The 12,627-nt window shown below is 38.5% G+C and carries 8 protein-coding genes, 9 tRNA genes and 1 pseudogene; 12 read left to right on the top strand and 6 right to left on the bottom strand.

What is annotated here, in order from left to right:
• Positions 1–171 precede the first annotated feature (171 nt).
• Positions 172–247, bottom strand: a tRNA-Glu gene (locus GQR53_RS19255).
• A gap of 37 nt (positions 248–284) precedes the next feature.
• Positions 285–360: transfer RNA gene (locus GQR53_RS19250), tRNA-Ala, on the bottom strand.
• A gap of 1,174 nt (positions 361–1,534) precedes the next feature.
• On the opposite strand from GQR53_RS19250, the gene GQR53_RS19245 reads away from it, so the two are divergent.
• The 8 genes from GQR53_RS19245 to GQR53_RS19210 all read left to right on the top strand — a co-directional run bounded on the left by GQR53_RS19245 (position 1,535) and on the right by GQR53_RS19210 (position 4,826).
• Positions 1,535–1,610: transfer RNA gene (locus GQR53_RS19245), tRNA-Val, on the top strand.
• Positions 1,611–1,762: 152 nt separating this feature from the next.
• Positions 1,763–1,838, top strand: a tRNA-Val gene (locus GQR53_RS19240).
• Between the two features lie 161 nt (positions 1,839–1,999).
• Positions 2,000–2,075, top strand: a tRNA-Val gene (locus GQR53_RS19235).
• A gap of 153 nt (positions 2,076–2,228) precedes the next feature.
• Positions 2,229–2,304 (top strand) — tRNA-Val (locus tag GQR53_RS19230).
• A gap of 48 nt (positions 2,305–2,352) precedes the next feature.
• A tRNA-Val gene (locus GQR53_RS19225) sits at positions 2,353–2,428 on the top strand.
• A 32-nt stretch (positions 2,429–2,460) separates the two neighbouring features.
• Positions 2,461–2,536: transfer RNA gene (locus GQR53_RS19220), tRNA-Val, on the top strand.
• Between the two features lie 61 nt (positions 2,537–2,597).
• Positions 2,598–2,673 (top strand) — tRNA-Val (locus tag GQR53_RS19215).
• A 506-nt stretch (positions 2,674–3,179) separates the two neighbouring features.
• Positions 3,180–4,826 (top strand): tetratricopeptide repeat-containing response regulator, encoded by a 1,647-nt coding sequence (locus GQR53_RS19210; RefSeq protein ID WP_165744964.1) that lies wholly within the window; start codon positions 3,180–3,182, stop codon positions 4,824–4,826.
• Positions 4,827–4,830: 4 nt separating this feature from the next.
• Here the strand turns inward: GQR53_RS19210 and msrB are convergent, their stop codons facing one another.
• From msrB to GQR53_RS19190, 4 genes and pseudogenes are all read right to left on the bottom strand, one after another.
• Positions 4,831–5,271 carry a peptide-methionine (R)-S-oxide reductase MsrB gene (gene msrB / locus GQR53_RS19205; protein ID WP_165744963.1) on the bottom strand — a complete coding sequence of 147 codons (441 nt, stop codon included), beginning with the start codon at positions 5,269–5,271 and terminating at the stop codon, positions 4,831–4,833.
• Positions 5,272–5,418: 147 nt separating this feature from the next.
• A complete protein-coding gene (locus tag GQR53_RS19200) occupies positions 5,419–5,859 on the bottom strand; it encodes a hypothetical protein (protein ID WP_165744962.1) in 441 nt (146 codons plus the stop codon).
• 2 nt (positions 5,860–5,861) lie between these two features.
• Positions 5,862–6,380: a DUF2919 domain-containing protein gene (locus GQR53_RS19195; protein WP_138489372.1), complete on the bottom strand. Its 519-nt coding sequence runs from the start codon at positions 6,378–6,380 to the stop codon at positions 5,862–5,864.
• Positions 6,381–6,389: 9 nt separating this feature from the next.
• Positions 6,390–7,310 (bottom strand): annotated as a pseudogene (locus GQR53_RS19190) (helix-hairpin-helix domain-containing protein); the annotation flags it as partial.
• Between the two features lie 72 nt (positions 7,311–7,382).
• Between GQR53_RS19190 and GQR53_RS19185 the strand changes: the two are divergent.
• From GQR53_RS19185 to GQR53_RS19170, 4 genes are read left to right on the top strand one after another with little or no spacing between them, the layout of a single operon-like run.
• A complete protein-coding gene (locus GQR53_RS19185; protein WP_165744961.1) occupies positions 7,383–9,545 on the top strand; it encodes a hypothetical protein in 2,163 nt (720 codons plus the stop codon).
• Position 9,546: 1 nt separating this feature from the next.
• Positions 9,547–11,529 (top strand): hypothetical protein, encoded by a 1,983-nt coding sequence (locus GQR53_RS19180; RefSeq protein WP_165744960.1) that lies wholly within the window; start codon positions 9,547–9,549, stop codon positions 11,527–11,529.
• Between the two features lie 2 nt (positions 11,530–11,531).
• Positions 11,532–12,059 (top strand): hypothetical protein, encoded by a 528-nt coding sequence (locus GQR53_RS19175; protein WP_165744959.1) that lies wholly within the window; start codon positions 11,532–11,534, stop codon positions 12,057–12,059.
• Complete coding sequence (locus tag GQR53_RS19170; protein WP_206013397.1) at positions 12,059–12,592, top strand: hypothetical protein; 534 nt, start codon at positions 12,059–12,061, stop codon at positions 12,590–12,592. Before GQR53_RS19175 ends, GQR53_RS19170 begins: the two co-directional genes overlap by 1 nt.
• Positions 12,593–12,627 lie beyond the last annotated feature (35 nt).

The raw sequence follows: 12,627 nt of genomic DNA, 5'->3' as shown, positions 1-12,627 counted from the left end.
TGTCCTAGGCCTCTAGACGATGGGGACACATAAATGTGTCACTAGGACAGTTGATAAGTTTAACTCACATCATGAGCTTTAAGGTAATTGCGTTTAATACAAGTAAAGACTCGAGCTTTAATTGTGACGCTATTTTCTCGGTAAAACCGCCTTTAACTAATAAAAGTTAAGTGGCGTCCCCAAGGGGATTCGAACCCCTGTTACCGCCGTGAAAGGGCGGTGTCCTAGGCCTCTAGACGATGGGGACACAGAAAACTGCTACCCTAGGACAAAACACTAATTTTTGGTGGAGCCATGCGGGATCGAACCGCAGACCTCTTCACTGCCAGCGAAGCGCTCTCCCAGCTGAGCTATGGCCCCAACTTAATCAATACCCGTCGTGATAAACACATCGTGTATCGCTTAGTGCGGGGCGCATTCTATGCACCACCCAAAATAAAGTCAACAGTTTTTTACCTAGCTTTATTTAAATGGTTTAATTTTCAACAAACTGGCTATCAAGCGTGCTAAAAAATACAATTTGAATAAGATTCTAACCCTACTGCTTATAATAACATCACTATATTGCAGCGAATACTCAATAGCCCCCACTCCCCCATTTAATGAAACAAAATTGCATCAAAGCAAAGGTATACATTTATATGCAAATTAAACTTATCTAAAAACTACCAATTAAGGCCCCGCCAATCGCCTTAATCTTTTAAAAGTTACAATTGCTTATAATAACCAAAACTTAAATGTGGGTTTGAGAGTACCCGCAGCCTTTACTTGCTTAATAACCAGCGTAACTCGTACTAAAAAATTCGATTATTGTTTAAAGAGCATTTTTAAAAGAGCACTGTTGCTTCGTAATTCTATGTATAAAACTTCAGGGCGGGTTGATCTTTGGTGGGTGAAGCGGAAGCTTTGCTCGGTTTTTACTTATTCTTACATGGATGTAAGCCATTAGGGTAACGCAGGAGCAGTTACCGAGCCCACTAGGTTACAAACCTCGCGCCGCGATTTAATCGTCCTAGATTGAACAAATTTGAATCCACAAAGGTCAACACGCCCTAGTTATATGTGATCTATTTAGTCTTAATCCGAAGGCTAGTAGCGAGGAATACGTATTTACGAGATGGCTAGGTTGGCTTATAAAAATAAAGTAAGTACAAAAATAGAGTTTAGAATGCTGAAATAGCATTTGTTTTGGGAAGTTTAGATTAAATTCATTTTTAAAGGACCGCTCTATTCACTAAATAACTCGCCCTAATATTAATCCATCTTGCTCATAATCATAAAAACGACTCCAGTAAAAAAACAATGAGTATCGTAAAACTAAATTTAAGGTTAATAAAGTACAATTCCCTACTCACTTTTAGGTGCTTAATTGAACTGCAATATCAAATTTGATGATAAAATAGACTTCAACCATATCCTATTGTTTATAAAACCTTCATTCAGCACATTTTTATCATTCAAGTGTTGACACATTTCCAACTCTATCTATAATAGCGCCCCACAACAACGCAGCAATGCAATGTTGTTTAGATGTGGGTGATTAGCTCAGTTGGGAGAGCATCGCCCTTACAAGGCGAGGGTCACTGGTTCAAGTCCAGTATCACCCACCACTTTTTAGTTAAAGTGTTCACATCTAAATTCTATATGGGTCATAAGCTCAGTTAGAAAATAGAGAGCATTACCGCTACTTACAAGTAACGGCAAAGTTCACTGGTTAAAGTCCAGTACTATTTATTTAATAGTAGCGTTTTAATTTATATGTGGGTGATTAGCTCAGTTGGGAGAGCATCGCCCTTACAAGGCGAGGGTCACTGGTTCAAGTCCAGTATCACCCACCACATATAAAACCTATTACTATATTAATAGTCGTGTTTTAAAATTGTAATATGGGTCGTTAGCTCAGTTACAAGAAAAGAGAGCATCACCGCCTTTTATAAAAGATGGCGAAGTTCACTGGTTAAAGTCCAGTACTATCTATATCGGTAGTAGCATGTAATATGGGTCGTTAGCTCAGTTGGGAGAGCATCGCCCTTACAAGGCGAGGGTCACTGGTTCAAGTCCAGTACGACCCACCATTTTTTAAATGGTGCATATTACAAGAAAATCTAAATGGGTCGTTAGCTCAGTTAGAAAAAAGAGAGCATCACCGCTATTTACAAGTAACGGCGAGGTTCACTGGTTAAAGTCCAGTACTATTTATTTTAATAGTAGCGTTTTAATTTATATGTGGGTGATTAGCTCAGTTGGGAGAGCATCGCCCTTACAAGGCGAGGGTCACTGGTTCAAGTCCAGTATCACCCACCACATATAAACCTATTATTGTATCAATAGTCGCGTTTTAAAATTTAATATGGGTCGTTAGCTCAGTTGGGAGAGCATCGCCCTTACAAGGCGAGGGTCACTGGTTCAAGTCCAGTACGACCCACCATTCTTAGAATGGTGCATATTAAAATGTAATTTGGGTGATTAGCTCAGTTGGGAGAGCATCGCCCTTACAAGGCGAGGGTCACTGGTTCAAGTCCAGTATCACCCACCAAATTACATCAAGCGGTCAATTGATAATAAAGAATTAAATAACAGGCATACCTATTATATGTGGGTGATTAGCTCAGTTGGGAGAGCATCGCCCTTACAAGGCGAGGGTCACTGGTTCAAGTCCAGTATCACCCACCACATATAAATACCATCAGATAACTTCTCTAGTAATAACTCTTTCTTTTCATATTAAATACATTTAAGAACTTTATAAAAACTCAATATATAAATCGTATGTAATTAACTTAGCCGTAAGAAAAAGAGCATCACCACCCTTTACAAGTAATGGCGAGGATCACTGGTATCAAGCCAAGTAATCACCCACCACATATAAATACCATCAGATAACCTCTCTAGTAATAACCTTTTCCCATATTAAATACGTTTAACTCCTCTTTTTACCTTAAATACATTTCATATTTTTATTAAAATCTAAATTACCATATCAAAGCGCTCATCAAATATAGCGTTTCCATTTTACTTATTTAGTTTTTAATTATGCTATTCGGCTCAGTACTTTCGAAGTTAGATAAACGTATTAGACAAAGTTAAGTACCTAATAAATACAGCTATCATTTAAATTCCCTTGTAAGGAGTTAAACTGTTGATTATAGTCTGTGTTAAATACAATTACGCTTAAGCCAATGCCAACTAAGATCTATTCAAAAGCCAAAATACTTATAGTAGAGGAGCAGCCACTTGCTCAAAGCTATATGAAACAATCGTTAGAAAGGCTTGGCTTTCGGCAGTTGCGCTTTGCTGATCATGCAAACTCTGCAAAAGAGCAGTGTTTAAGTGAAGAATTTGATCTAATAGTTTGCTCATTCAACTTAAACAAACACCAAGATGGCTACCAGCTTTATGAAGAGCTACGTGTAAAGCAGCTCATAAAAAGTTCGACTGGCTTTATTTTTATCTCAGCAGAAACAAGTGGCTCACTCGTTCATAGTGTTCTTGAGCTGCAGCCAGATGACTTTTTAGTTAAGCCTTTTACAGTACAAGAGCTTAAAACACGCATTGAACGAATCTTAAAGCGTAAACACGACTTACAAACAGTGTATTCATTAATTGATGATGGTAACGATTCAAAAGCTATTAAATTTATTGATACCGCTCTGGATAAAAAAAATAATAATTACAGTCCTATCCTACTTCGCTTAAAAGGCGATGCCCTACTTCGCTTAAAGCGTGCTCAAGATGCAAAAGACTTTTTTAAGTCTGTTCTCGATATTCAAAAATTTGCTTGGGCAAAAGTAGGTTTAGTAGAGGCACTTATAGCGAATAACGAACATATTTTGGCGCAGCGAATGCTCAAGACAATGTTAGAGCGCCAAGAAACTCGTTTAGTAGCCCTTGATTTGTTGGGCAGATTAGAAATAAAGCTAAATCAGTTTGAGCTAGCACAAAGCTTTTTAAGTCAAGCAGCAGACATTGCACCGCGAAACATCACACGCCAAAAATCGTTAAGTAATGTGTCGCTAATTAATCATGACTACGAAAAAAGCTATTTAACTCAAAAAGATATAGCCACCTTTGCAAAGCACTCAATACACGACCACCCCGATGTATATTTGAATGCAGCACGTGCCGGTATCGACTTTGCGTTAACGACTGATCAAACTGATCAAATTCAACGAATTTCTAGACAAACAAATCAGTACATTAATGATTTAAAAAAACAGTTTCCTAATAATGCAAATCAAGCTCAGATTGATGTACTAAATGCACGACTTCATTACTTAAAAGACGAGCATCAAAAAGCGAAAAAGCTAATTGAGCAGCTTGATGACGACGATACTCATCTCCGATCGGTTGATGGAGCACTTGATAAAGCAAAAGCATTTCATGAACTGGGGTTTCATCAGAAGGCGCAAACCTTATTCACACAAATAATTAGCCACTGTGAAAGACACCCTGCAGTTAGCGACACAACTTACTTGCGTTATATTCAGCAGCAACAAAGTGAGCGACGCGATATTAAAATGGGTCCAAAAGAGCTTAATAACCATGCCGTTAATCAATTTAATAAAGGGCAGTTAAATACTGCGCTGGAAGCTTTTACACAAGCGTTTAGAGTTATGCCTCGCAATCAGAGTATTGCACTTAATTTATTACAGTGCCTATTTGATTCAACCAAGCAATCTGGCAGCTCATTTAATATGGATCTTGCTAGAAGATGCTACGCCCTTCTTGATAAAGCTAAATTACAAGCAGATCAGACGCAGCGTTTAGATAAGATTTTGTATATAGCAAAAGAAATGAATTTAGATATTCAAAGCGCTAGTAAATAAAATATTAGAGCTTTTTCATTGCTGCGGCATTAACGCAATAACGTAAACCTGTTGGTAATGGGCCATCTGGAAAAATATGGCCTAAGTGCGAATCGCACACATTACAAACCACCTCTATGCGCTCCATACCATGACTTGTATCGTTTACATAACCAATCGCTTCAATTGTCGCAGGTTGCGTAAATGACGGCCAACCAGTGCCACTATCAAACTTTTCATCGGCATCAAACAATAGACTATCACAGCAAATACACACATACTTGCCAGGTTCGAGTAATGTACAACTACCCGAGCTATCTGGGCGCTCTGTTCCCTTCTTGCGTGTTACGTAATATTCATCTTCTGATAGTTGCATCCGCCACTGCTCGTCAGTTTTGACTACTTTTTTACTTGGGGTAGGATTGCCGTTGGTGGCAAAGTTAATAACATCATTCCACTTCAACATAATAGCCTCATTGAATAGTTGATTAACCGTACTTAATAAATTTATAAGAAGTACGGTCAATTATTACGTTATTTAATACACTAGAGATCAGCTAAAGAGCGTTGACCGTTTAAAACTAAAACTCGTTCAATCTTAAAGGTAATCTCCTCAGCTAAAGGTAATATTTTGTTTTTCTGAGCCGGTAAGTATTCGTTTAATAAAACTATCTAGCTCTGCTTTTTTTACAGGTAAACTAACACTCATTTGGCGCTCGTTATTACTGTAAATAATTAGCTCATCATCCTTTGTCGTTATGCGTTCAATACTCTCAATAACTAACCAATCTGGACCATGCTTTTTATCAAAAAATCCCATCAAACTAAAAAGTAGTAAATGTTGGGCATCTCGCTGAATAAAATCCTCTAGCCTATTTCTTGATTTAAATAAGGGCGTTAGCCTATAAACGCTTGAGCAAAAAACAAATAACCACAACCCAAATAGCGCTTTAAACCACATAGACTCTAAAAGCTCAGTGCTAATCATTAAAATAATAAGCACTAAGCCTATTAACGATATAGCTATCGCTATTTTTTTATTTACAGTGTCCACAACTAATCCCTTTTAAGTCGCTTTTTTTCTTCTGATGCTTTTTCTGTCGGCTCAGGCCAATCATTAAAAAAAACGGTTAAATAACGGCTTTTCACCAAATACCACAATACCCATAAAACAATCATCATTTGTACTGCTAAAAATGATGAAAATCGATAATGGCTATGCGCGGCTTGAATACTTAACCATGTTAAATCAACAACAGCACATACAATAAGGGGCCAGCGCATATGCCGCCATATTTTTGCTAACTTATCGCTCGCACTGTGTGAATCTCGTGGTCTGCGTAAACAAAATAAAATAGTCGGTATTATTGCGATACTTCCAATTGCTATTGCAATAAAAAAATCATTTTTATTTTTAAAAAATAACGACATTAAATCAAGTTCAGGCCTGCGACTTAAAGCCGCAATCACCCAAATAAAATAGCCACGTAATAGCACAAGCAAACTTAAATTAAATGCAATAGGAGTTCGGTAACTTCCGTACTTATCCCAGTATTCTGGACCGTATCGGCTCATTGTTGCGTCCTAACCATTATGCTTTTTAAGCAGCTCAATTAATTCATCTTCCGTGAGTATGTCGATACCTAAATCTTGGGCTTTAGTTAGTTTTGAACCCGCTTTTTCACCCGCGACTAACGCATCAGTTTTCGCTGATACGCTACCAGATACTTTAGCACCTAGCTGCTGTAAGCGTGCTTTTGCGTCATTACGATTAAGCGTATTTAGCGTACCAGTAAGTACATAAGTAAGCCCAGCAAGCGGTTGTTCTTCTTCAGAAGGTGCACTCAACGCTGGCCAGTTTACGCCTTGCTCTATAAGCGCATTAACAACTGCTAAATTATGCTCTTCATCAAAAAAGCCTCGAACATGTGTTGCAACTATTTCGCCTACATCACTTACCTGCGTTAAACTATCAATGCTGGCATTTATTATATTTTCAAGGGTAAGGAAGTGATTAGCTAAATTTTGTGCTGTTGCCTCACCTGCTTCGCGAATACCTAATGAATATAAAAACTTAGCAAGCGTAGTGCCTTTCGCCTCTTCAAGGGCTGTTACTAAATTTTTGGCTGACTTAGGTCCCATGCGTTCAAGTGACTCAAAATGTCCTTGTTTTAAAATAAACAAATCAGCGGGTGTTTTTATAAGCTCTCTGTCTACCAGCTGATCAACAATTTTATCGCCAAGGCCGTCTATATCCAGCGCTTTGCGTGACGCAAAGTGTTTAATTGCTTGTTTGCGTTGTGCAGGACATACAAGCCCACCCGTACAACGAGCGACAGCTTCGCCTTCAACCTTTTCAACATGAGAGTCACAAATAGGACAAGTTACTGGAAATTCGATATCTCTGGCATCATCAGGGCGGCGCTCAAGTACAACTTGCGTTATTTGTGGGATTATTTCAAAGTGTCACTTTATATCATACATTTCAACTAGAATTAACCTACTCTATATATTTGACTTATACAATAATTGATACCATAGTTTTTCTAATTGAAATTTTCAAGTAGGGATTTTGGGATGTCAATCGAAGTAAAACTCAACTCGTTATCCGCCTCTCTATGCCCAGAGTCACACAGAGTGCTCGTTAAGTATGCCAGAAGTCGGGCGCGCCAAGGAAGGAACAACGTAATCAACTTAGTAGATACATACATTGGACTACTAGAATCCCCCATAAGAAATGGTGACGCTGCTGAACTAACAAAGGTTCTCGTATATATCCGCACACACCTGTGCCAAAACTACACAAACCATGTGGTTCTGACAAAACTCTCCGAAATTTACAACCTAATGTCACTATTAGTAAATAAAGGAATAATCACGGGCGACTTGCGCTTCCCTGAGAAGCCCAATTTTAACGCTAAATATAAAGTTTATAAGACTCAGGTAATTCCTACTAAGTATCTAAGCAAGATCAAGCCTAAAAAGTGCAGTGCTGACGAAGAATTCTACGATACGCTATCAAGAACCTGTTCTGCTAAAATAGTCGTGAGGTTAAAAGAGCATGTCTACAATTTCAAGATAGTAAAACACCACAGAGGTCCACTAAATGACTTTTTAAACTTTGTATATTTTGAGCACCAAAGATGGTACGAACATCCAAAGGTAATCGAAGGATCGCTACTTAAATTCAGGAACAACCTACTACGCAAGTTCTCCAGAAACTCTGCCTACGGAAAGTTTCAAAACGTAAAAAATGCCATTGAGGTCCTTAGGGACCATAATCTTATACCTAAGAATACAGACTTTCCAGACAACCTACGGAGGTGCACAAAAACCATGAAGGTTACAGTCAACAACCCTCTCCTATGTACCACTGACGTTTATGATGAACGAAAAAAAAACCTATTCAGAAACACACCTGATTTCATAAAAGAGCTAGCCGATGATCTTGACAGTAATCTAAAGCTCTTACTTAAAGAAGCAAGGAAAATAGTCTACGAAGCTTACCGAAAGTTTAAAGATCGTGACCTGATAATATCGAACAGTGAAAAGTCTGAATTCCTCAAGCATCCCGAGCTTCGAACATTGAAAACAGTCACTTCAAAAAATCATCGGGCATGGGAAAAAGAGTGCAATCCATTTTCAAGCGGAATTGCTTCAACCCCAAAAAGAGTAAGTAACCTTGTGGCTTACTTCGATCACTTTTATGACTGCTTCATAAATGGTACGGGGAAACACAACCTAGAAGGAATTAGATGTATAAATGAAGTTCAACAATACCTTGGATTAACAACTTCAGTAGCTTCCGCGATGCAAGTCATCATTGTTGAAGAGCTTGGTATCAACCCTTACTCGCTGTATAGGGTGAAAGTATATTCAGGTGGTCACGGGCATGAATTTATCCAAGTAACTGATGAAGGTTCTGTAAGACTCAGGGCCTTAAAGCCCCGAGCTAGACATGCTAAAACAAGAAAGGCTGAGGGGTCTTTACTCGATCTAAAAGATATCCCAGAACAGGATATTGATGCTGCGACCTGCCTAAAAATAGCACTTAGTATGACCTGTAGGGCGAGAGAAGTTACAAAACAAAGTGAGCTCTGGTTATGCTCTTCCAAAGATGGCGTCAAATACCGCACGCCTGGAACCTTTCAAAATACATTAAAAACAATCAGAGCTAAGGCTGCAAAAAACAGCGACATATTAAATAATATCACACTAAAAAAAGTTCGCTCATCAAAAGGAGTTTGGATTTATTTAGACTCCAATGGTAACTCCTTAAAGGCCGCTAATTACTTTGGAAACACTGTAAAAACCACTCTTACAAGGTATATCCCTGATTACCTAGCTGAATTAGTGTATAGAGTAAAAATCAGAAACTTTCAGCACATCCTCTTGTTCATGGCTATAGCCTATGATGAATCACCAGAATACTCAATTGGGTTAACTATCGGAGAGTTTAGCGACCAAGTTACAAAAGCTTTCGACAATCCAGATATGGGGGGTTCTCTTTATGAGAGCCTTAAATCACAAGAGACAGAATATGAAACCTCTGAGGTTAAGTATTTTTGCGTATCATTTAAAAATATAGTGCTGGCATTGAAATATGCAAAGGATGGTAAAGAGCAAAGTCTTAAAGATGACTGTAGAGCTGCAATTTCTAAAATTTCTGAAGGTCCTCTCATCATGAAGCAACTTCTTAGACAAGCTGAGAAAAAACTTAACAGCATCGAAGAAGAGTGAAATGGAAAATACTGGATTACCCCCTTACAAAGAACTACATGACCCTAATAAATCAGCAACTATGAATAAGGTGGACAGCTACCCCAAACCCAGCTGGATGATGAATGAAAGTGTATTCGATACTACCTGGGTGATAGCAAAAACAGGGTATGCATTAGAAGATAACCAGAACCTTACTCGAAATCTTACTTTTGCCAGAGAGGTTTCTCACAACGAACTACTGACAGATAAAATCAACAAACCTTTACTTGAGGACGTAAGGAACAGCCTGCTCTACTTGAATACCAAAGGCAAGATAACAAGAGCTGAAAGAACCGGAGATATATTGAAAACTGCGTGTCACTTGATATTTCACGCAAATGAACTGCAAAAGCTAAAAAACCAGAAGCCTATAAGAACCTTGGCGGAAATCAGCTTTGAACACGTTAAAGATTATTTACTATCTTTCAAAGTAGAAAGGCTTGATTTTGATAAGTTATTGGAAATTATTCTAAATCACTGGAATTCAAAAGGCGATATAGATTGGGACTTACTAAAACGGTCAACAACACTTACAACCAGGCAGTTCGGAAGCCTAAAAAACAGGTTAATAAAATATTTAGAATGTAATCACGAAAAATTCCGCACTGAAATTGGTTATACAAAACATTACCCCAATGCTTACATTATTGAATTCGACGCAGATCGTGATTTAGTACCAAAAGCTAAAACCATATCAAACGAAATATCTAAACTTCACTGCCTTTACACAGCCAGACCTACTCAAAAGTACAAATTCAGGCACGCTGTACAGAAGCTCTTCTCAAGCGGGCACACCATTTTCAATGAAATGGTTGAACCCAAGAAAACCCCACTTATGCCAGTTGAAACGGCTCTTCATACACTGTCATCGGCACTCCACTTTATTCGCACTTATGGGCTAGCGTTGAGGGAATACCTTTCTTCGTTAAATAAGGAAGAGAGAGCCATAATAAACTCTAACGGAGCAAGAGAACATATTGATAATTTTATTAAATATCAACTTATGGCTTTTGAAAACACCTCGATACCTGCCGCCCTCAACGACCTAAATCTTACTTCATGGCGTCGTGAGAGTGAGAATTATAAAAACGATTTTAGCGACGGCATATCCGTAGCAACAGCTGTAAGGATATACATCGCCTCTATCTGGATACTTATCGCTAGTTTTTCTGCTGCCAGAACAACTTCACTTCTCACATTGAGACGCAATTGTTTTGTGCAATCACCAATAGATGGCTTATTTGATCTAATTTTGCGGATACCAAAAAGCTCAGAAAGATGGGAGCTTGAAGAGGTACACAGGCCAATCCCTGACCTAGTATATGATTACGGTTTAGAGTTTGCTGCATTTGTATGCGAAATTGAAGATAGACGTAGTTTAGTTTGTGACGATAAAGAATCGTACCTTTTTACTCGTACTCTCAATGCTCGTTCAAGCACCGCATCCACCTATACAAGAGAAACTAATGAACATCAAAAAGCACTTAGCAGAGACGCTCTAGACGATTGCTTAGATACATTTTTTGACTGGGTCGAGTCTCCAGTGATTGATGGAAAGAGATGGTACGCGAGAACACATCAATTTAGACGCTTCTTCGCAGTTCTATATTTCAATCTTACTGATGGAGAGGGGCTGGATGAACTCTCTTGGTTTCTGGGGCACGCCAGCTTAGACCAGACATTTCATTATGCTGAAATAGCTCCAACTGATGAATGGATTGAGGAAGCAGAGTTAGCTCTTGCTAGAATCGGAGCCTCTTTAAACAAACACATCAATGCTGATGAAGATATTCTCGCCATTGTTGATAAAGCTAGAAAAACATCGAATGTATCGACTGTAATAGAACCTCTTGTGCAAAAGCTAATTTCTGAACATAAAGAAAAAACCAACCAGGAAGTTCGCTTTTGTAGAATTGAAGGTGAGGAAGTTTTCTTTTATTTCTCTGGAAAAAAAGGATACTAATAATGTCTCAGTACAAGCCTGGAGAAACCTCAACTGAGGTAATAAACAAAAAGAACGACATTACCAAGTCAATTTTAAAGAAAGCCAATTTAATAGATGCAATTAAGTGTATTGATGATGTATACACATCCCTGAATATTAAAGGATATTCTATTGCGGAGTCAGCTGTTCACAAATGGAGCGATGATGAACTAGGCATCGTCTCATACTCATGGAATACAGCACACACCAAACACAACGCTCAGGCACTTAAAAAACTTCAAGCGGCGATCAAAAATGTAAATAAAAGACTCGCTGGAGGCCAAAAGGAATGTAAAAAGAGGCGGCAATATGAATCTACTGACGACACCACTGTTCAATTACGCAAAGAGAATGAAGAACTGAAAAATTCCTTAGCAGAAGTATATCGCGCTTACATGCATCTGATTGAAAGCTACCGAGAGGATAAGGTAATTGACGACGCCATTAGAAAACTAATCCTAGACCAAGCGCACATACTTGGAAAACAGCGTATTTGGGACGTTAAGTAATGTCGAAAGTTTTTATTGCCGACCAGCCTAACCTTGGTAGCATCTTAACTAGCAGCAGAATAGCTGAAAGGTCTAAATGCCAGGTCCCCCTGATTATAAAGGAAGGTGGCAGCTTTGATTGGAATGCGAACGCATTTCTTACCCATGTTGGAGGCGGCCCTAGAGTTTATAACGTAAAACCCCTTGCAACTACAGTTGTTAAAAAGGCATACAACTTAAATTTGTTCTGCTCTTTTCTAGAGCTAGAAAACACCAATATTTATGATGCGAATGATAGCACTCTCTATCACTTTGTTGATCACCTCAAAGACAGAGGTATATTTGACGACACAATAATAAAACACGTCAGGTTAGCTATTGAATACATAGTATATATATCTAACCGACAACCAGAGGTAATGTTAGCCAGCTGCGATAAAGATGACACTAAGAGTTACAAGGTAAACTATACGAAGAAGACTATAAAAAAAGGCCACATAGAAATACAATACTATACTCACCACTGCCTTGATGGCTTAATTGTAAGCGTCTAGCGAACCACACCTAGCATCGATGTTCTGATTATCTA

This window comes from Pseudoalteromonas sp. Z9A6 (genome assembly GCF_011378805.1).
Classification (GTDB): domain Bacteria; phylum Pseudomonadota; class Gammaproteobacteria; order Enterobacterales; family Alteromonadaceae; genus Pseudoalteromonas; species Pseudoalteromonas distincta.
This window is presented reverse-complemented; position numbering and strand designations above follow the sequence as displayed.